18 protein-coding genes are annotated in these 19,109 nt (G+C 52.8%); 8 read left to right on the top strand and 10 right to left on the bottom strand.

All coding sequences use genetic code 11. The features are described 5' to 3' along the window. Positions 1-472: 472 nt before the first annotated feature. From phnE (CDH47_RS15775) to CDH47_RS15750, 6 genes are all read right to left on the bottom strand, one after another. Positions 473-1,282 carry a phosphonate ABC transporter, permease protein PhnE gene (gene phnE / locus CDH47_RS15775; RefSeq protein ID WP_100641055.1) on the bottom strand — a complete coding sequence of 270 codons (810 nt, stop codon included), beginning with the start codon at positions 1,280-1,282 and terminating at the stop codon, positions 473-475. Continuing rightward, positions 1,279-2,088 (bottom strand): phosphonate ABC transporter, permease protein PhnE, encoded by an 810-nt coding sequence (phnE, locus tag CDH47_RS15770; RefSeq protein WP_100641053.1) that lies wholly within the window; start codon positions 2,086-2,088, stop codon positions 1,279-1,281. The genes phnE (CDH47_RS15775) and phnE (CDH47_RS15770) overlap by 4 nt, the downstream gene beginning before the upstream one ends. Continuing rightward, positions 2,085-2,903, bottom strand: coding sequence for a phosphonate ABC transporter ATP-binding protein (gene phnC / locus CDH47_RS15765; RefSeq protein ID WP_100641051.1), 819 nt, complete (start codon positions 2,901-2,903; stop codon positions 2,085-2,087). The genes phnE (CDH47_RS15770) and phnC overlap by 4 nt, the downstream gene beginning before the upstream one ends. An 87-nt stretch (positions 2,904-2,990) precedes the next feature. After that, on the bottom strand, positions 2,991-3,935 hold the full coding sequence (phnD, locus tag CDH47_RS15760) for a phosphate/phosphite/phosphonate ABC transporter substrate-binding protein (protein ID WP_100641049.1): 945 nt from the start codon (positions 3,933-3,935) through the stop codon (positions 2,991-2,993). 194 nt (positions 3,936-4,129) lie between these two features. Further along, on the bottom strand, positions 4,130-5,386 hold the full coding sequence (locus CDH47_RS15755) for a glycerophosphodiester phosphodiesterase family protein (protein WP_100641047.1): 1,257 nt from the start codon (positions 5,384-5,386) through the stop codon (positions 4,130-4,132). Positions 5,387-5,539: 153 nt separating this feature from the next. Continuing rightward, positions 5,540-6,574 carry an AraC family transcriptional regulator gene (locus tag CDH47_RS15750; protein ID WP_100641045.1) on the bottom strand — a complete coding sequence of 345 codons (1,035 nt, stop codon included), beginning with the start codon at positions 6,572-6,574 and terminating at the stop codon, positions 5,540-5,542. A 119-nt stretch (positions 6,575-6,693) separates the two neighbouring features. Here CDH47_RS15750 and CDH47_RS15745 point away from each other — a divergent pair, with 119 nt between their 5' ends. The 3 genes from CDH47_RS15745 (at position 6,694) to CDH47_RS15735 (ending at position 9,252) form a co-directional block, all read left to right on the top strand. Next, complete coding sequence (locus CDH47_RS15745) at positions 6,694-7,785, top strand: MBL fold metallo-hydrolase (RefSeq protein ID WP_100641043.1); 1,092 nt, start codon at positions 6,694-6,696, stop codon at positions 7,783-7,785. Positions 7,786-7,840: 55 nt separating this feature from the next. Next, positions 7,841-8,671, top strand: a complete 831-nt coding sequence (locus tag CDH47_RS15740; protein ID WP_100641041.1) for a sterol desaturase family protein — start codon at positions 7,841-7,843, stop codon at positions 8,669-8,671. A 95-nt stretch (positions 8,672-8,766) separates the two neighbouring features. Beyond that, positions 8,767-9,252 (top strand): acyl-CoA thioesterase, encoded by a 486-nt coding sequence (locus CDH47_RS15735; RefSeq protein WP_100641039.1) that lies wholly within the window; start codon positions 8,767-8,769, stop codon positions 9,250-9,252. 12 nt (positions 9,253-9,264) lie between these two features. Here CDH47_RS15735 and CDH47_RS15730 read toward each other — a convergent pair whose 3' ends face one another. Further along, positions 9,265-10,182, bottom strand: coding sequence for a LysR family transcriptional regulator (locus CDH47_RS15730; protein ID WP_239985847.1), 918 nt, complete (start codon positions 10,180-10,182; stop codon positions 9,265-9,267). Between the two features lie 145 nt (positions 10,183-10,327). On the opposite strand from CDH47_RS15730, the gene CDH47_RS15725 reads away from it, so the two are divergent. From CDH47_RS15725 to CDH47_RS17735, 5 genes are all read left to right on the top strand, one after another. Next, the gene (locus CDH47_RS15725) at positions 10,328-10,786 is read left to right on the top strand and encodes a DoxX family protein (RefSeq protein ID WP_100641035.1); all 459 of its coding nucleotides are present in this window, start codon (positions 10,328-10,330) and stop codon (positions 10,784-10,786) included. A 34-nt stretch (positions 10,787-10,820) separates the two neighbouring features. Further along, entirely contained in the window at positions 10,821-11,780 is a 960-nt protein-coding gene (locus CDH47_RS15720; protein ID WP_100641033.1) for a quinone oxidoreductase family protein, read from the top strand. A gap of 49 nt (positions 11,781-11,829) precedes the next feature. After that, positions 11,830-12,528 carry a pirin family protein gene (locus CDH47_RS15715; RefSeq protein WP_100641031.1) on the top strand — a complete coding sequence of 233 codons (699 nt, stop codon included), beginning with the start codon at positions 11,830-11,832 and terminating at the stop codon, positions 12,526-12,528. A gap of 123 nt (positions 12,529-12,651) precedes the next feature. Continuing rightward, positions 12,652-13,251, top strand: a complete 600-nt coding sequence (gene wrbA, locus CDH47_RS15710) for an NAD(P)H:quinone oxidoreductase (protein WP_100641029.1) — start codon at positions 12,652-12,654, stop codon at positions 13,249-13,251. Between the two features lie 344 nt (positions 13,252-13,595). Then, a complete protein-coding gene (locus CDH47_RS17735; RefSeq protein ID WP_239985845.1) occupies positions 13,596-14,015 on the top strand; it encodes a fibronectin type III domain-containing protein in 420 nt (139 codons plus the stop codon). Between the two features lie 49 nt (positions 14,016-14,064). On the opposite strand, the gene CDH47_RS15695 is transcribed toward CDH47_RS17735, so the two are convergent. Genes CDH47_RS15695 through CDH47_RS15685 form a run of 3 tightly spaced genes read right to left on the bottom strand, consistent with a single transcriptional unit; the run spans position 14,065 to position 19,002 of the window. Further along, positions 14,065-16,632: a CHASE2 domain-containing protein gene (locus CDH47_RS15695; RefSeq protein ID WP_100641025.1), complete on the bottom strand. Its 2,568-nt coding sequence runs from the start codon at positions 16,630-16,632 to the stop codon at positions 14,065-14,067. A gap of 31 nt (positions 16,633-16,663) precedes the next feature. Then, positions 16,664-18,301, bottom strand: a complete 1,638-nt coding sequence (locus CDH47_RS15690) for a FecR family protein (protein ID WP_100641023.1) — start codon at positions 18,299-18,301, stop codon at positions 16,664-16,666. Next, positions 18,298-19,002 carry a response regulator transcription factor gene (locus tag CDH47_RS15685; RefSeq protein WP_100641021.1) on the bottom strand — a complete coding sequence of 235 codons (705 nt, stop codon included), beginning with the start codon at positions 19,000-19,002 and terminating at the stop codon, positions 18,298-18,300. Before CDH47_RS15685 ends, CDH47_RS15690 begins: the two co-directional genes overlap by 4 nt. Between the last annotated feature and the right edge of the window lie 107 nt (positions 19,003-19,109).

The following is a 19,109-nucleotide window of genomic DNA, read 5'->3' as shown; positions in this document are numbered from 1 at the left end:
TCGGCGCCACCAATTGGCCCACAGGTCAAACGCATAGTGGTGGTAAATGTTGGCGAGCAACGGCGAGATCACTAGGCTTTGGGTTGAACTCTCGGCGAGATCGAGCCATTGCCCCTCATCGAAAGCGCCTACTTGCAGCCATTTCTTGATTAGTCGCAGAATGCGCCTGTCAAACCCGGTGCGTGAATCAGTGGCTCCACGAGAATACAGCAGTCAGTGTCTTAACTGACCCAAGCCAAATTCATTTCTGAAACACTTCCGATGATGTTGAAAACACGAGTGCCAATAGGCTTCGGTCTTTGATTGCTGGAGAGTGAAGGTAGGCATGGATTGATGCAGTGACTGGGCGAATGGACACCATGTGTAATTATACCGTAAACAATGGGATAAACTCCTCCTCACCCCACTCAGGCGCCAACGCGCAAAGCGTTGAAGGAGTTATAGGTGTGTGCCTGCTGGCGGTCGTGCTATTTCAGAGCACAGCCCGCCGAACTTTCGCAGATACCCATTCAGAAACGACCACAGTCGCCAGTATAACGAGAAAAATCACCGTTACCTGGTTCCAGGCCAATGTGCTCAAGGATGACTGGAGTTGTAAACCAAGGCCACCGGCACCAACTAGCCCGAGAATAGTGGACTCGCGAATATTGATGTCCCAGCGGAACACTGAAATGCCCCAAAATGCTGGTAGGATCTGCGGGATAATTGCGTAGTCAATCACTTGGGTTCCAGAGGCACCAGTTGCGCGCATTGCTTCTACCTGACTCACATCGATCTCTTCAATGGCCTCGTACAGCAACTTGGCGATGAAGCCGATGGAGCGCAGACCGATCGCGACAATGCCTGCCAACAGTCCCGGGCCGATGATTGCGACCAGCAGCAGGGCCCAGATAAGCGAGTTGATCGAGCGAGAGGTCACGATGATCAGTAGGGCCAGCGGGCGCACAAAATGGCGACTCGGGGTCGTGTTGCCAGCGGCCAGGAAAGCAACGGGTATCGCGATGATCACTCCGATCAGTGTGCCAAGGGTTGCGATGTTCAGCGTATCCCAGAGCGGCTGCCAGAGTTGATTGAGATAGCCCCAGCGCGGTGGGAGCATGCGGCTACCGATATCCGAAGCCTGTCGGGGTGCGTCTGCTACAAAAGCCCAAATGGTGTCTTCCGTCATCAGGTTCCAGCAGAACACTGTCAAAGCCACTAGCCAGAACCAGCCAGTCCATCGCAGCATGTACTGTTTAGAGGTGCGGAACTGCCATGTTTTCGTGTTTGCACTGGTGATCATTGGACCCACCGTCGGATGTAGGATGAGGAGTATTCCACCACTAATACAATAGCGATGATGATGATCAGGATGGCACCAGCTGAATCGTACTCGTAGCGATCAATAGCCGTGTTCAAAGTGGCTCCAACCCCGCCGGCACCGACGATACCGATGACCGACGACTCCCGAAAATTTATGTCCAGCCGATACAGAGAAAGGCCGATCAGCCGTGGCATCACCTGGGACTGGACGGCATAGTTAACCACTTGCCACCAATCTGCGCCGGTCGCGCGAATCGCTTCTATCTGGGCGCTGTCACAGTCTTCGATGTCTTCCGCAAGCAGCTTGGAGAGAAATCCGATGGAGGCAAATGTCAGGGTAAGGAAGCCGGCAAAGGGCCCGAATCCAAACATGGCGACCAGCAGGATCGCAATGATGATTTCCTGGAATGAGCGGGACAGCGTAATAATGCTCCTGCAGATCGTATACACCGGCAACGGCGCCAGATTGCGGGCGGCGCCAAGGCCAATCGGCACCGAGATCAATACACCGGCCACGGTGGAGGTCAGAGTCATGGTCAGGCTTTCGATTAGCCCAGCCTGAATGTCCCGCCAGCGAGAGCTAAAATCCGGCGACAGAAACCCTTGAATGAACTTCCAGCCGCGCTCAAGACCTTCATAAACCCGAAACCAGTTGACCTCCACTGAGCTGATCGCCAGAACCAGGTAGATCGCACCCCCTAACAAAATGGTCCAGCGCCATCGTGGGTCTTTAAGTATTAGCGGAGGCCGCTTCCAGGTCCTCAAAGACGGGATTGCGCCGGTCATGTTAGCTCCAGCACTTTGGCGCTGCTGAACATAAACTCGTCGTTCTGTGGCTCACTGCTCTGTTGAACCTGATCCCAATCCTCTGCGCCATAAATGCGGGTCAGCGCCTCATGGGACAAGGCTGACGGCGGGCCATCAAATACCACTTGGCCAGCCCGCAATCCGATGATTCGATCGGCGAAGTTTTGCGCCAGCACCACATCGTGAATGTTGATGATGGCTGGTAAGTTTCTCTCCCGGCAGACGCCTTGAATCAGGCGCATGATCTGGCGAGAGGTTTTAGGGTCGAGAGACGCTGTGGGCTCGTCGGCCAACAGAAGTTCCGGATTCTGCTCCAATGCGCGAGCAATGCCCACACGTTGGCGTTGGCCGCCAGAGAGCTCATCTGCCCGTTTGTTGTAGTGATCACCCAGCCCGACCCGATCCAGTAGGCTGAAGGCTTGGTCTATGTCAGTTTGTGGGTAGCGGCGCAGGAAGGATCGCCAGCCGGAAACATATCCCAGGCGGCCCGAGAGCACGTTCTCCATTACTGTAAGGCGCTCAACTAGCGCATATTCCTGGAAAATCATCCCGATACGCCGGCGAGCCTGGCGTAAAGCCCGACCACTGAGTTTGGTCAGCTCAGTGTCGCCGAGGTAAATGCTGCCGGAGCTGGGTTCAACCAGACGGTTGATACACCGGATCAGGCTCGACTTGCCGGCTCCAGAGGGGCCAATCAGGCCCACAACCTGGCCAGCAGGCACTGAGAAGCTGATGTCGGTCAGTGCCCGGTCGCCGGTGCTGTAGGTTTTTGATAGGGCTTTCAGTTCAAGCACAATTTTCTGCCATTGCTGATAATAGAAGAATCAACGGGTTGGCCACATAGAGCGACATGTTCAACCCGCTGAAAGCGTTTTGAGCCTTTAGCGGCAGTTGTAAACCACGCCGTTGGCATCATCGATTTTACGAATAACTTCCCAGTGCTCCTGAAAAGTGATCGGGATGAACTGAGCTTCACCTGACTTGGAGAATTCCTCTTCCAGGGAGGTGCCTGCCCATTCAAAGGAGAAAAACGCCTGCTGGATTTTGTCTTGTAGTTCTGGCGTCAGGTTGTGAGCAACGCCATACCCTGTAGTGGGGAAGGTCTGAGACTTGTACAGGGATACAATCTGGTCTTCGTTGACGACGCCCCGGTTCAGCATCCGCGCCATAACGGAGTTAGCAACCGCGGCAGCGTCATAGTCCTTGTTGGCTACACCAAGAACGGAGTTGTCGTGCTTGCCGGAAAACACCGGGGTGAAATCCCTGTTTGGCTCAAGATCATAGTCGGCTTTCAGGATTGCAGACGGCGCTTTGAAGCCCGAGTTCGAGGTTTCAGAAGTGAAGGCTAGTTCGCGACCTTTCAGTTCCCCAACCTCGGTAATTCCGGAATCGGGGTGGGTGATGATTTCCATCTCGTAGCCGAATGAACCATCAGCGGATGCCATAATGGTGAAAGGGCGGAAGCCGCCACACGCAACGGCTATCGGATTGGATCCGGTATTGAAACCGGCAATGTGGAGGCGACCCGCGCGCATGGCTTCAATTTGCGCAGCGTTGGATTGAACTGGGAAAAACTGGATTTTTTTGCCGGTTTTCTCAGACAGATGGGCTAGAAAATCGGACCAGGCTTCAGCGTAAACAGACGGGTCTTCCACAGGGGTGTAAGCAAAAATCAGAGTGGAAGGATCGATCTGCTCAGACTTGGCAGGAATGTCAGCAATCAGATCGCCGTCATTATCGCTGTATCGGGAGTCCAGTTTGAATGCACCATGCGCGAGCATAGGGGTGATCAGAGTGGCACATGTAAGAGTCATTAATTTATTCATATTTGCATCCGTAGGTTATGAAGCTTCGACGGCCAGATCCTAACCAAGGATTATTATGGTTACGTGACAAGACCAAGATATTGATGGGTCAGGTCAAGTAGTGGGTTGAAGGTGGACTCAGAGAAAAAAAGCCAGCGGATGATGTCATCCGCTGGCTCTGGTTTTGCAGTTACGAACGTTCGATTACGGGGCTACTACAGGCCCATACAGTTGGCATAGTGGGTTGTCGTTGCAGGCCAGTCTGAAAAAATCCCGATAACACCCACGTCTTGAGCCAGTACATCAATCACTTTATAAATGTCGCCATCATTGTTAATGGCCTCGGTGATGGTTTGGTAATACCAGCCCCCACCTTCAACCAGTGGACCGCTGCGCTCAAGAGACCAACCAATCAAATCCAGGCCGGCAGCCTTGGCATTGAGTGCGTATTCTGACGGAACAATCTCCTGGTGGCTGTTAAGAGTGAGCATTTTCCAGAGTGCAGGTGCCAGAATGGGAACGCCTTTTTGGGTAAGGCTTTCCATATACGCCATGGATACGTTATCCGGGTCGTTACTTTTCTCATCCAGAAATACGGCTTGGCGGCCAAATTCGGGCATTTGATTAACCCAGAAAACCACATCATCCAACAGGAACGACTGCGGCCATACATCCTCAGGCTTCACGCCAGCTGAAATGTATTCACTAATCATCTGACGGGCATAATCCTCTTGCGTGTAGTCACCCTCGAACGGCATATCAACCACTGGAGTTTTCAGTTCAGGAGTGAACTTAAGGCCCAGCTCTTTAATCAGTTCGATGCTTTCGCGATGACTTAACAGAGTGCCCTCAGTGGCATAAAGATCCGTTCGCCAATTAGCAGTGCCGCCCAGGTACTCCTCGGGCGTGGTGGCGTTCTCGTCAAAGGCATCCATTTTACCCCGGAGCGATTTGAACTCAGCCAGCGTGATATCGCTGGTGCGGCACTCGGCCTCAGCCTTTGTGCCAGCGCCTGGATTAGCAGGCACAAAAGGCTTGGTACATTTGGCGTTCAGTTCGGGTACGGCCACGATGTTGGTGGTGGTGTGCAGGTCGTTCTGTGCGTGGCGGCAAACTAACTGCCGGTCCTTGGTAAAGGCAACGTCGCACTCAATGATTCCGGCTCCCATTTTGGCCGCGGCCACATACGATTCGCGGGTGTGTTCAGGAAACTGCAAGGGTGCGCCCCGGTGGGCAATGGAGAAGTTGGACGAGACTGCAGGCATGGATTCACACGCCTGCAGCTTATTTTTCAGCTCACCGTCATCCATATCATTAACCAGAAAGTAAGGCCTGGGGCCGAGCTGAACCAGCTGCTGGTTGTTATCTGGAGGGCTCGCTTCAGGTACACTGGCGTTACTATCGCTGTCGTTGCAGCCAGATAATATGGCGAGTGCACCGATGATAAGAGGCAATAAAAGCGAAACTTTCATAACAGAGTCCTTCTGTTGGACAATTTAGGTTCGTCCCAGCATCGCTTTAGTCGGCGAGAACGGGGAGGTCGTTTAATCTCAGGCTGTACAGGCGCCAATGTTGCCTGCATTTGATTAACGCCTGATGACAGTCTGCCCCCGCCTTAATAAGTTTTACCCAGTCCCAGCCCGATTCACTTCCTGCCACTTTTTGGGCGACAAGCCACTGCCCCTTAAAAAAAAGTGATTAAATGAACTCTGCTCCCTGAACCCCAGCAACTGGCTGATCTGCAAAACACTCAAATTCGAATACTGCAGATAATCCTGAGCATGGTGTAAGCGAACATCGGCTAATAGTTGTTGATAGCTCGTTCCCTGTTGCTTCAGTTGTCGCTGCAAGCTGCGTTCGCTTTGCCCGAGAATGGCGGCTATCTGGGGAAGTTTTGGGCTGTTTAGCAGGTTCTTTCCAATATGGCTTTTTACCTGATCAACGACTTGCCCTGCAGTGGCGCCAGCAACGGAGGGGCGGGCTATGTTTTTCAAAGGCCAAGCCAACACGTCTGCGGCAAACATGATGCTGTTATTGCCTTGGCTGAACCGGCACTGGGCGCGGAATCCATGCTGGTACTCAGCCTCGTGGTAATCCGAGGGCCGTGAATGAACAAAGCACACTTCCATTACGGGTATCAGTCGCCCAGTTAGCTGTTCCGCAAGATGAATAATTCCCGCAAGTACACTTTCGCACACTAACCGGGCGGCCTTGTTCTGCTGGAAGTGAGCTCTCCAGATTAGCCGAATGTTTCCGCCATCTGATTCTATACGAGAGGTCCCCAGCCGGTGCACCAGTCGCTCTAGAGTCATCACCTGATGCAATGCATGGCCTAGTGTCAGAGATTTTGCCCGCAGATTGGCCAGTGCCTCGCCTAGCACGTCAAAGTTTTCCAGGCCTGCGCTTTGTCCTGTCTTTATGCCTAGTAGGGGGTCTTGCAACAGGTCACTTGCGCTAAGGAAAAGTCGAAAGTACTCCTCTACCGCAATTATTTCTGGTGGGGTGATCATCCATAGATCGCTAACACCTGCTGCATCAGCCAGCTCAGAGAGTCGGCCGCCCTGTTGAAGATACGCGATGAGAATGGGCTGAATGTAAGGCCCTACCACAAAGTTGAGAGACTGGTGCCGCGAAGTGTCTGTCGCTGATTTGCTAGCCAATATTGACGCCTTATAGTAGTTTTTATTCGTGATCTAACAATTAAGTCAGATTAAAGCAAGCTAGGATGCTTTTCAATTAGTGAGTCAAAGATACCAGTACAATTATAAACAGGCGGCACATGGGCACTATTCTTAAACCCGGCACAATTGAAAGCAGCATTATCAAACCCATTAAGCAATTCGAAGAGGCTCGAAAATGCCATACCGCGCATTACCGGCTGCAAGCCATGCGCCAGGCAGCGGTCACTTTCCGTAATGACATGTTGGCAAAACCCCAAGCCAGGTTTTATCAGAGTATGGGGTTAATTCGCGTGCCGTATCCCACCAAGTATGCTTTTCTGAACTGCAATGTTATTCCCAGCCCCTTTATCCACATCCTGAATCGCGTGTTTATTGTGCAGGTTGATAGTGAAGAGGGTGTGAAAACAATACTCCTGTCGCCGTCAGATGCTGAAGCGAACGCAGAAACCCCGTATTTCCGGAAAGTGATCGACAAGGCCGGGCCGCTAAAAGAGCTGGTCAAGAAGTTTCTCGCGCCTGAAATCAATACAGTCGAAGCATGCCTTCAGCAGGTAGGTTTAACGCCGGAAGATGTGGACTACATCAGTTACGACCACCTCCACACCCAGGACATTCGACGCTGGTTAGGTGATAGCAAGAATCCGGGCCTGTTCCCCAATGCCAAGCTTCTTGTGATGAGAGAAGAGTGGACGGCCGCCAACTTTCTGATGCCGCCACAAATTGATTGGTACTGCCCCAATGGGCTGGCGGGTGTTCCGGAAGATCGCATTATTCAACTGGACGGGGATGTCATGATTGGTGATGGGCTGGCATTGATTCGTACGCCTGGCCATACCGTCGGAAATCACTCCTTCGTGGCCCACACCTCGGAAGGGCTAAAGGTCACCAGCGAGAATGGTGTTGGGCCGGATTGTTACGCGCCTCTGCATTCACGGATTCCAGGCTTGAAGAAATACGCACAGCAAACCGGTATGGAAGTGATACTGAACGGCAACACCCTTGAGGGTGGACTGGATCAATACATATCCATGGTGGTTGAGAAAACCATTGCCGGCAACCACCCGCTGTATACAGATTTCCCCAACATGGCCAATTCCTCTGAGCTAACCAGTTACTGGGGCTTTCCGGGGTATCGGCCAACGGTTACCTATGGTGATTTGAGCTTTGGCACTGTGCACAAGAAGAAGTGACCCCACTTTGTAATAGCCGAATTTTGATCGTGGTTTTGGGTTGCTTGGAGTCGGTATGAATGTATTTGGTTTGTGGGACGGATTTTATAACGATCCCTGGTTCTGGCAGTTTCCTATGGCCACACTGGCCATCAGCATGGCGGCGTTTTTGATTGTTGCAACGCCCTGGACAATCGTGGCCTGGCTGGATCCTGTCTCGCTGAGAAAGTATAAAATTCAGCAAAAGCCCTTTGAGGTCAAGAAGTTCTTGTTGCCCTCCCTGGGGCGAATTCTTGTAAACAACATTATCCTCGCCGGGCTGCTGGTGCTGAGCTGGCCGCTGCTAAAGCTGACGGCTGTTCACAATAACGAGCTGCCTGCCTGGTATGTGATTTTGGCCCAGTTGGTGTTTTTCGTATTGCTGGATGACTTCCTGTATTACTGGATGCACCGGTACATGCACGAGAACAAGTGGTTGCTGAGAAATGTGCACAGCGTGCACCACCGTGTTCGCAACACCTGCGGCATCAATGGCAACTATATGCACTGGCTGGAATACACGTTAACCGCCACGCTAACTTTGATCGGCCCCATTCTTTTGGGTGCACACATCTATGTTGTATGGCTTTGGGTGATTATTCGGCAAATTGAAGGCGCGGATGGCCATATCGGCTATGACATTCCCTGGAACCCCGTGCACCTGTTGCCCGTATACCAAGGCCCGGTTTATCACGACTTCCACCACGCCAAGTTCAAAGGCAACTACGCGGGCTTTCTGCCGTATCTTGATAAGTACATGGGGAAAACCTACATACCCGCGTACTTAAGGTATTTGAAAGGGAAAAAGGAAGGGTTAACGGCGGTGGAAATTGAGCAGCAGGAGCAGGTACAAAAAAACGACCGGTAAGGCCCGTTAACCGATAGTAAGAGCCGGTGCAGTTGACGGTGACCGTATTATCGCTGATTCTGGAGTGTATAGAGATACGCCACTTAGAGAATGATATGACACTCGGATCTTCAACACTGACCATGACTGTTTTAATGACCCCGGATAAAGCCAACTTTTCGGGTAATGTGCACGGCGGTACCCTGCTTAAATACCTTGATGAGGTAGCTTATGCCTGCGCCAGCCGGTACGCGGGCAACTATGTGGTTACTTTGTCGGTGGATCAGGTGACGTTTCGTCAGCCTGTCCATGTGGGCGAACTGGTTACCTTTCTGGCCAGTGTGAACTATACCGGCAACACCTCAATGGAAGTGGGCATCAAGGTAATCACTGAAAACATCCAGGAGCAGATGGTTCGACATACCAACAGTTGTTTCTTCACGATGGTTGCAGTGGATGAGTCAGGGGCAACGGTAAAAGTCCCTCCGTTGGAGCCGCGTACTGAAAATGAAATCAGACGCTTTGCTAACGGTAAAGAACGTCGTGCAATTCGCGCGGAGTTGGCAGAGCGGTACAAGTCCCTCGAAGCTGCAAAAGCATAAGCACATGCCCGCTCAGTCCCAATAGGGCGGGTCGCCGAAATACCCGTCGATAAAATCAATAAAACTGCGAACCTTGCTGGCCAATAACTGCCGGTGCGCATACAACGCATAAAGCCCCATGGGTTCGGGTTCATAATCCTGCAGGATGACCTGCAGTTTGCCTTCCTTGATCGCCGGGCCAGAGATAAACGTTGGCTGTAAGGCGATCCCGGCTCCTGCAATCGCGGATTCGACCAGTATGTCACCGTTGTTACAGGTGATACCGTTGCTGTCGTTTTGGCCATTGTTTTGTAACCAACGGTGCAGAGGCTGGCTGGAATCCAGCTCTATATAGCTGTAGCGCAGGTATCGGTGGCCCTGAAGATCCTCCAAGTGTTTGGGGGTGCCGTTTTGCTTCAGGTAATCCGGTGAGGCACATACAGCCATTCTGATCGGGGCTATACGCTTGGCAATCAGTGAGGAGCTTTTCAGGTGGCCGATCCGCAGCACGACATCGAACCCCTCTTCAACCAAGTCAACTTTACGATCATTCAGTTGCAAGTCGATGCCTACGCCGGGGTGGGTTTTCTGGAACTCGCTCAACAAGGGCGCCATATGGCGGATAGCAAAGGATACAGGTGCACTGATTCTTAGCATGCCACGAGCCTCGGTTTGCAGGTCGCCAACCAGGCACTCCATATCTTCAATGTCATGCAGCACCTGTTGCGCCCGCTGGTGATAGCTGGCTCCTGCCTCTGTCAGATGCAGGCGCCGGGTGGTGCGGTTGAGCAGGCGAACGCCCAAGTGTTCTTCTAGCTGCGAGACATATTTGCTGACCAGTTGGGGGGACATGTCCAGCTTGTCGGCAGCGCGGGTGAAGGCACCTTCACTAACTACCGTAACGAAAGCACGCATGGCATCAAGGCGATCCATAGGTTCATCCTGTCTCATTGGTGTTCGCCTATTATCAACGCAGCGTTGATAGTAAGGCAACAACCACCCTCTTATTCTTTGTTATAGGCGATAGTAAAGTGGTTTCATCATCTGGAGCGATGCTTCAGGGGCAAATCAACAGATTACTATCAGAGGAATAATCATGGGCTCCAAATTTACTCAAGCATTGTTCAATTCCAATGGCGGTTTTGCTTCGCTGGTTTTGCGGATCCCGGTTGGATTGACCTTGGCGGCACACGGTGCGCAGAAACTTTTCGGCTGGTTCGGTGGCTATGGTCTTGAAGGAACCGGGCAGTGGATGGCCAGTTTTGGCCTGGAGCCAGGCTACCTGATGGCGCTGATGGCGGGCAGCGCGGAATTCTTCGGAGGGCTGGCGTTAGTATTAGGCCTGCTGACACGCCCGGCTGCACTGGTTATTGCCTTTGCTATGTTAGTTGCCATTTTCACCGTACATATTGGTAACGGCTTGTTCATGGAAAACAACGGTTACGAGTTTGGCCTGACCTTGTTTGTAGTGGCTCTGGCCCTTGCTATCCAAGGCGCAGGTCGGTTTGCAGTGGATAACCTGCTGTTGGTGCGTTTTGGTGGTGTTCGCCGATAAGGCACAAATATAAATTCTGTTATCGAGGTCGATTATGCAAGCTCTGCAGTTTTCAGCAACCGGCTCGCTCGATTCGCTGCAAGTAACCGAACTGCCCAAGCCGGTGCCTGGTGCCGGCGAGGTTCTGGTTGAGGTTCGGGCCGCAGGCCTGAACCCCAGCGACCTGAAAAACATTCTCGGGCGCTTTCCTTACACCACAACGCCGCGCGTTCCCGGCAGGGACTTTTCGGGTGTGGTGGTGGAGGGCCCCAAAGAACTTCTGGGCAAAGCAGTCTGGGGCGGTACTGGCAAAGGCTTCAGTTTCACCCGAAACGGCTGTCATGCTCAGTATGTGGTTGTGCCGGCAAATGCGGTTGCGCCCAAGCCGGAATCACTGAGTTTTGCTCAGGCTGCCACCTTCGGTGTTCCATACATCACTGCATGGGATGCCCTGGAGCGTAGCCAGGTGCAGGCGGGTACTCGGTTCCTGATCATTGGTGCCGGAGCGGTGGCAAGAGCATCGCAAGCGCTGGCCAAGGCCAGGGGCGCTGAAGTGGTTGTGGCCGCACGCCGGGCCGATGTTGTGCGAGAGTTAAGAGCGCAAGGTATTGATGCTTTTGAACTGCCAGAGGCGGAGCATTTACCAGAACAGGCACAGGTGCATTTTCAGCAGCAGGCGCCTGAGGTGATTTTTGATACCACAGGCTACTGGTTGCCAGCGGCAGTTAACACGCTGGCGGCATTTGGGCGGATCGCGGTTATTGCAGCGCCAGTAGACGGGCTGATTAGCATGCCTGTTCTTGACCTTTACCGCCGCGGTGGCTCGGTTATTGGCGTCAATTCACTTCTGTACAGTCTGGAAGAGTGCGCAACCATGTTTGAGCAAATCAGTGCGGCATTTGAGGGCGAGTTACCAGTGCCCGAAGGGTTTACCGAGCTGCCCCTCTCGGAAGCCGTTGCGGCCTACCACAAGGTAAATGAGGGTGGGGCGGAAAAAATAGTCCTCGTCCCTTAAAGGCGAAAATGTTAACCGTCACGAATGATACGAAACAGGAGATCATACAATGATTGAACTTAGACCCCACAGTGAACTCGGCGGTGCCCACCATGGTTGGCTGGATACTCGCCACCACTTTTCATTCGCTGAATATTATGATCCAAAACGCATGCACTGGGGAAATCTCAGAGTATGGAATGATGACACCATTGCCCCGCACTCTGGCTTTCCACGCCATCCGCACCGGGATATGGAAATCATCACTTACGTTCGGGAGGGTGCCATTACCCATCAGGACAGCCTTGGTAATAAGGGGCGCACAGAGGCTGGTGATGTGCAGGTAATGAGTGCCGGAACAGGAATAGCTCATAGTGAAATGAATTTGGAGGATGTACCCACGAAAATCTTCCAGATCTGGATCATGCCCAACGAGGCAGGTCTGCCGCCCACCTGGGGTACCAAACCGTTTCCCAAGGGTGAGCGCAGTGGTTCATTCGTTACCCTTGCCAGTGGTGTTCCCGGTGACGGTGAGGTTTTACCGATACGGACTGATGCGCGCATGGTAGCGGCGACCCTGGGGGCCGGTGAGAGTACCGAATACCACATCGCCGATGGGCGCAAAGTCTATATGGTGCCAGCAACCGGCAAGATTGATGTTAATGGCGTCGTAGCCTCTGCCGGCGATGGCGTAGCCATCAGCGATGAGAAGTTGTTGGAGGTGAGCGCTCTGGAAAACAGTGAAATCGTGTTGGTAGACGTGGCATAAGCAGTCAAGCCGACTTGTTGGATGTGGGTTGCACGACTACCTTGATTTTTGAGAGCTGCCCAGTACCTCCAGTCGGAAAGAAGTATACGTACACATAAAACCAAACAGAAAAAGGACATCTAAATGACGAAGATTCTGGTTCTTTATTATTCCATGTACGGCCATATCGAAACCCTGGCAAACGAAGTTGCTGAAGGCGCTCGCAGTGTGGCGGGTGCCGAAGTGACCGTGAAACGTATACCGGAAACCATGGATGCCGAAGCTTTCAAAGGCGCTGGTGGTAAGGTTGATCAGGCGGCGCCATTAGCCACGCCAACGGAGCTGGCAGACTACGACGCCATCATCGTTGGTACGCCTACTCGCTTCGGCAATATGTCAGGGCAGGTGCGCACCTTCTTCGATCAAACTGGTGGTCTTTGGGCCAAGGGAGCGCTGGCGGGTAAGGTGGCCAGTGTGTTCACCTCAACTGGCACCGGTGGTGGTCAGGAAATGACGATCACCTCCACTTGGACGACGCTTGCGCACCATGGCATGGTCATTGTGCCAATCGGCTATACCACGCCCGCTCTGTTTGATGTCTCTCAGGTGGGTGGCGGCACGCCTTATGGTGCCTCGACCATAGCTGGTGGCGATGGCTCGCGCCAGCCAGACGAGCGTGAGCTGGGCATTGCTCGTCACCAGGGCGAGCACGTTGCAACAATAGCAGCCAAGCTTAAAGGTTGATCCCCATTCCCTAAACATTATCGCCCCCTGGAAGGTCGCGTTAAACCGGAGGCGTTAAAGGTGTTTTTTGCCGGCAGTTTGCCGGCAAAAAACGTATTTGTCCTCCAAGTGCAATTTCGCAATACCCTCCTGTTATTTTCACTCCCTCCGAACCCCGCCAGCTCAATGCAGGGAAAAACACTGCCTGAGCAGTCAGTAGTTCGTGCCATCCTGGTACGTTCATTACGAATCAGTGGCAAAATATTGACGATTTTTTAACTAGATAGATGATGGGTATCACATTGATAATCGCCGGCGTTTTGTAAAATTTAACAAATTCGACGATATATTGGTGGTGAAAAGATATGAAACGCGTCATTAAATTATCACGGGTGTGGGTGGCGGCGTTTTGTATGGGGGTGCTGCTTGCTGGGTGCGGTGGCGGTTCTGATTCGGTTAGCTCAGAATCTGTCGGCTCCAACAGTAAGACCGTAGATTCAGAAGGCGGGAAGGCGGCAGTGTTGAGCTGGAGTGCTCCCAAAAGTCGCGTTAATGGCGATGGTATCGCAATGGGTGAGCTGAATAAATACATTATCCAGTATGGAAAAAATGCTGACCGTCTGGATCATAAGGTGATCGTAGAAGGTGCCCAGGAGTATGCCGAGATGACGCACAAAGTGAGTAACCTGGATGCTGGAATCTGGTATTTCACGATTCTGGTTGAGGATAGTAATGGCTTGCAGAGCGCACCCTCTGAGCCTGTTAATAAGGAAATCAAATCCTGAAGGGCGGTGTTGTCTGATTAGCCCCTGATAGCACATACATCTACTGGGCTTATGGTATGGGGTCGGTTATTGGTAGCTTTATCGTAAAAGCAGAGCCTTCCCCAAGGGTGGAAACAACGTAAATTTCGCCCCGGTGCTTTTCTACCACTGTCTTCACGAAAGAAAGCCCTAGCCCGGTTCCGTGAATACCTGCCAGTTCACTGCTTTTCTGACGTCGATAGCGGTCAAACAAATAGGGCAGCTCCTCCGGATCTATGCCGGCGCCTTCGTCTGCAATGGTCAAGCATGCCTGATGGCCCGCACGAAACACCTGAAGGTTCACCACTGAACCAGCGGGGCTGTACTGTACGGCATTGGTTAGCAGGTTAATCACCGCTCTCTCCAGCAGCTCTGCATTGCCTCTTAACCACAAATCTTCTGTGCCTTGCAGTTGAAGAGAAATTTGCTTTTCCAGAGCCTGTTCGCTGACGCTGTCACGGGCATTTTCAACAATGGCCAGAAATTCGCATTCATAAAAACGGGTCTCGGTTAGCTGCTCGGCACGGGCCAGCTGCACAAACTCCTCTGCCAGATGGTAGCTTCGTCTTGCCAACCTCCCCAGTTGTTCCAGCTGGCTATGATCAATATGTGTGGGATCGCGTTTCAATTGCTCGATAAGTGCCAGTTGCGACACCAGAGGTGAGCGTACATCGTGGGAAATAAAGTCAATGGCTTCCCTGTGTTGGCGCTGTTGTTCCCGAAGTTCGGATATATCGGAAATGTTGGCAATGATTCCATATTGCACGCTATCGGGAAGCGCGAAGGGAGCAAAATGAATGAGAAAGTCCTTGTTCCTGATTTTCAGATCCACTGTACGGCTTTGTAGCAGAGTAAGTGTTTCGGAAACGGTTTCATGCCAGGGAGGTGTTTCGCGAGGGTCGTGACCTTCCAGAAGCCGTGTCAGCGGAAGCCCGCCCAAGCTCGGCATTGGTTCTCCAAACCACTCTTCAATATGGCCGTTAGCAAACCGGATGATACCTAGCTCGTCCGTTACGATGATGCCATCAGGCATGCGCTCAAAACTGCGGCGAATAAACTCCTGGATATGACTCAGTCGGTCAGTGGCCAGTTTAACGCGCTCAATGCGCGCTGATATGTTTTCGCTGGGCTTTGGTGTTTTTATGGTTGGCGCTATGTCAGAAAGCTTCAGGCGGTGCAGGTAGCGTTGTATAGCTTCAAGGCTAAGGTCGCCGGGCAGAGCTAGCCCCAGTGTGTAGCAAGCGCTTCCGCGGTAAAGCAGCACCCAGCTTTGATCGCCGTTATGTTGCCAGAGCCCCGGCTCCAGATTGTCTGGCACATCGGCTTGGGTCAATTTTCGGGTTGACACAATACTGCCAGCCTCCAGCAGTAACCAGCCGTCCGGTTGGAACAGGGCCTGAAAGTGCTCAAGTAGCTGACTTGCCGGGCGCTTTGCTGGTTCGGGTAAGGCGACTCTGGGGCTGCGTACCAGTTCATCCAGCTGGCGGTTGAGAAACTGGTTGGTCATGGCAAGGCGCAAGCCACTGGCTATCGGGAACGCAAGCAGCGGGATAAGTAACGCATGGGCAACTGGAATCCACACACGGAAAGCGCTTAGCATAATCAGGTAGATGCCAACGATTCCTGCGCCAGTCAAGAAGCAGGTGAGCAGGGTGCGTGCAGGCTGTATGCGCGGAAGCACAATAGCCAAAGCAAAAAGAGTGAAAGCCGCGAAAATGATACCCACCCATTTTTGGGCAGGGGTAACAAGAAGCTTCTGGTTAAATGCTGAAAGAGTATTGGCGTGAAACTCAACGCCAGACATTGGCTGACTGAGACCGGAGAAAGGCGTTGGTAAAATATCTCCAAGCCCGGCTGCTGTAGCACCAACAAAAACAGTTTTTCCGGTGAAAACATGCGGCTTGAGAGGGCTGTTAAGAACGTCGCTGTATGAATAGGTGGGTAGTGAGCCGGCACTGCCAGCAAGTGGAACGATTCGGTAATCGTCTCGCATATTTACATAGGCGGGCAGTTCTTGCGTTTCCGGTTTTCGTGGGCCAGTACCGGAGGCTGCAAGAGCAAGGCTCGGCCAAAGTTTGCGCCCCATGCCGTTGAACAGGTAGAGCCCTCTGGCAATGCCATCATGATCCAGTTCAACATGGACGTGGCCAAGGCCGGCTGCTGATGACATCAGGTTGCTTGGGGGGAGCTGTTCACTGAGCAGAAGGCGAGAGCTTGCTGGAGCCAGATGAATGGGCAGTATTACCCGGCCATGGGCCTGCATGGCCTGGCTAAGCGCTGCATCACCCGGGGAGGATTCTGTGAACAGTATGTCGAAGACAATGGTTTCTGCACCGGCTTCGTGCAGTTTTCTGATGAGGTTGGCGTGGGTTTGCCTTGGCCACGGCCAGCGGCCTTGCTGGGCGAGACTTGAGTCATCAATGGCAACAAGCACAATGTCGGCGGAAGCCTCTGCAGGATTGGCGAGCAGGGCTGAATCAAGGAGCCAGTAATCAATACGCTGAGGCAGAGCCGTGATGTGGGCGAGCAAAAGCAGGAGCAGAAGTGCCAGGCCGAGCGTCCATGGAGTCGTTTTTATTGGCAGCCAATCCCGGTTCATGAGTCCTGCTATGCGCGTTGATTATTCAGTGTTATTCCAGGTACAGTTCCCTCCCTGGTCCCCAGCGGCTCTGCAGTGGGCCGTCAGAAAGTGCTTTCAGGCGCACAAAATACCGCCTTCCGGGAATGAGACGCAAGGCCGCTGTTGTATCTGGCAGTGTAGCTTCCTTGATTATGTCATTAAAGCCGGGCTCTTCTGCCAGCTGTAACCGGTAACTCGACGCGGTATCAACCTTTTCCCAGAATACCCGAACCTGGCTGTCGATATAGTTGATACTGATAATGCGCACTGGTGGAAGCGACCCGTTTACGATCAGCTTCCTTGGTTGCGTTGTCGCAACTGAATTCCCGCCAGCTTCGGTTACTACCCGCCAGTAATACTGGCCAGGGCTTAAGGGGCGCGAAGGCAAAGCCGATGTTCCCGGGGCCCATTCGCTTGTTGCAACCAGATTGCGAAACGTTTCATCTTCAGCGACTTCAACACGGGCTACTTCGTTTTCACCCTTAAGCGTCCAGCGGAACTCAGGCATATCGTCATTGACCGTACCGCCGTCTTCTGGGGCAAGAAGGCTCGCGGTGCGGGCTTGCAAGTCAACTTCTATGGGCACGATGGCGGGCATTCCCGCCATGCCTTGCTGGTCGAGCGCGGCCAGATGCACAACATACTGGCCATTATCAAGGCGGCTGATATCGAATCGGTTTCCGCCGACTTCGCGGCTTTCGACCCAGCGTCCGCTTTCTGTTTCAAAGATATCAAGGCGATAATTGGGTATCGGGCCGGGTTTCCATGTCATCTGCGCCGGGAGTTGTCTGAGCATTGGCGGAAAAGGGTTGATTACGGGGGCTGCTGGCATCTTCCGTATGTTCAGCTTATTACTGCTGTCGCTGGCAACCGTTGCACTGTAGCCGGCAGGGATTTGGTGAGTCCGGTTGGGTGCTCCGAAATCAACTACGCCTTCAGTTACTTGCAGGCGGGTACCTTCCGGTCCGGTTTGCAGTGAAAACGCTGTGCCACGCACCGCGGCAACCGCAGAAGGCGTTTCGATTTCAAAGCGGGCACCACCCTCAATGACAGGCTTCACCCGAGTGTGCACTTCTCCGCGATTCAGTCTCAGCCGTGTATCGACCATGCCGGCTTTGCCATACTGGGTCAGCCGGTTGAAGATTAACCGGGAGCTCGGAGAAAGGCGTACTTCTGAGCCATCAGCCAGAGCAATGGTTGCGGCCCCGGCAGCAGAAAGTACTTCGTCGCCTACTCGTATCAGGGTTTCTTCCGTCAGCGTTTTTTTACGCCCATCAATGCCTGAAATCAGTTGGACGTTGCCAGAAACCGACGTAACACGTGCAGGGTTGGGTTGTCTTTTCAGCCAGGACAAGGGAATACGAATGCGGTCGCCTTCCCCAAGCATGGCGGCATTGTCGATAGCATTGTATTGAAGGAGTCGGCCTGTGTTGTGGCTATCGGCCAGCAGGTTGCTGGCCACTTCTGAAACACTTTCACCGGATTTCAGTGTATAAAACCACTCAGGCACCGTTTGGATGGTGGTGTTTGCTGTTGTTATTGCCGAACCGCGGGTCAGGGACAATTCTGCGCTAACAGGCAAACCCGGTGCCAGCAATGCCAGCACCAGGAGGGCCTTGAAAAGAAAGGGCACAGGGTATTCAGTCATTCTACAAGGGTCACTTCGGCTTTCATGGCTTCAAGGCGATATCCGCGCTGATAGATGGTTTTGATGCGGAAACCGTTTTCCGGGTTCAGGCCCAAGCGGCGCCGCAGGCGGCTCATATGAGTATCGACTGTTCGGGTATTGATATCTTTCGCCAATCCCCAAACCCGCTCCAAAAGAACTTCGCGAGTGAGTAAGCGGCCCTGGTTCTGGAACAGGAACAGGGTCAGATCGAAATCTTTGTCGGTCAGAGTCAGCTCTTCGCCGTGGAGGGCAATGGTTCTGTGCTGTGTGTTAACGTCAAAAGGTCCATATTTAAGGACTTCTTTTTCGCTATCCGGGTTGGCGCGGCGTGCCAAAGCGTTAATGCGAGCCACCAGTTCTGCGGCACGTGCAGGCTTTGCAATAAAATCGTCGGCACCTGCGTCCAGAGCCTCAACGATATCGGATTCACTGTCGCGCTGGGTCAGGAAAACGACAGGGATAGGCCAATTAATCTGCGCTCTGATGCTCTTCAGCACATCAATGCCGGTCATGTCGGGTATCTGCCAGTCAAGAATCATCAGGTCATAACTGCGGTGTAATACCGCGCTGATGAAACTCTGGCCAGTAGGGAAACTGTCACAGTCGTGCCCGCATTCAGACAAAATGGATTGTATGTGCTGCGCCTGTTCGTGTTGATCTTCAAGCAGAGCGATGCGCATAGCGCTTCTCCCGGGATAAATGGTGTCTTATTGCACACTGTTTCGCTGATGGCGATACAGGAAATCCTGCCGTATCAGTCAATTATCACAAATTACTGCGATGCATT

This window comes from Marinobacter salexigens (assembly GCF_002806945.1).
In the GTDB taxonomy this organism is placed as follows: domain Bacteria; phylum Pseudomonadota; class Gammaproteobacteria; order Pseudomonadales; family Oleiphilaceae; genus Marinobacter; species Marinobacter salexigens.
Note: the sequence above shows the minus strand (reverse complement) of the source record. Positions and strands in the feature narration are given on the sequence as shown.

What these genes read in the sequence shown, in the direction of transcription:
- CDH47_RS17735 (WP_239985845.1), top strand. Translation starts at nt 13,596, where the DNA reads ATGAAACGCGTCATTAAATTATCACGGGTGTGGGTGGCGGCGTTTTGT.
- CDH47_RS15720 (WP_100641033.1), top strand. Translation starts at nt 10,821, where the DNA reads ATGCAAGCTCTGCAGTTTTCAGCAACCGGCTCGCTCGATTCGCTGCAA.
- CDH47_RS15695 (WP_100641025.1), bottom strand. Translation starts at nt 16,632, where the DNA reads ATGAACCGGGATTGGCTGCCAATAAAAACGACTCCATGGACGCTCGGC.
- CDH47_RS15690 (WP_100641023.1), bottom strand. Translation starts at nt 18,301, where the DNA reads ATGACTGAATACCCTGTGCCCTTTCTTTTCAAGGCCCTCCTGGTGCTG.
- phnD (WP_100641049.1), bottom strand. Translation starts at nt 3,935, where the DNA reads ATGAATAAATTAATGACTCTTACATGTGCCACTCTGATCACCCCTATG.
- CDH47_RS15715 (WP_100641031.1), top strand. Translation starts at nt 11,830, where the DNA reads ATGATTGAACTTAGACCCCACAGTGAACTCGGCGGTGCCCACCATGGT.
- CDH47_RS15745 (WP_100641043.1), top strand. Translation starts at nt 6,694, where the DNA reads ATGGGCACTATTCTTAAACCCGGCACAATTGAAAGCAGCATTATCAAA.
- CDH47_RS15685 (WP_100641021.1), bottom strand. Translation starts at nt 19,002, where the DNA reads ATGCGCATCGCTCTGCTTGAAGATCAACACGAACAGGCGCAGCACATA.
- phnE (WP_100641055.1), bottom strand. Translation starts at nt 1,282, where the DNA reads ATGATCACCAGTGCAAACACGAAAACATGGCAGTTCCGCACCTCTAAA.
- CDH47_RS15730 (WP_239985847.1), bottom strand. Translation starts at nt 10,182, where the DNA reads ATGAGACAGGATGAACCTATGGATCGCCTTGATGCCATGCGTGCTTTC.
- CDH47_RS15735 (WP_100641039.1), top strand. Translation starts at nt 8,767, where the DNA reads ATGACACTCGGATCTTCAACACTGACCATGACTGTTTTAATGACCCCG.
- wrbA (WP_100641029.1), top strand. Translation starts at nt 12,652, where the DNA reads ATGACGAAGATTCTGGTTCTTTATTATTCCATGTACGGCCATATCGAA.
- CDH47_RS15755 (WP_100641047.1), bottom strand. Translation starts at nt 5,386, where the DNA reads ATGAAAGTTTCGCTTTTATTGCCTCTTATCATCGGTGCACTCGCCATA.
- CDH47_RS15740 (WP_100641041.1), top strand. Translation starts at nt 7,841, where the DNA reads ATGAATGTATTTGGTTTGTGGGACGGATTTTATAACGATCCCTGGTTC.
- phnE (WP_100641053.1), bottom strand. Translation starts at nt 2,088, where the DNA reads ATGACCGGCGCAATCCCGTCTTTGAGGACCTGGAAGCGGCCTCCGCTA.
- CDH47_RS15725 (WP_100641035.1), top strand. Translation starts at nt 10,328, where the DNA reads ATGGGCTCCAAATTTACTCAAGCATTGTTCAATTCCAATGGCGGTTTT.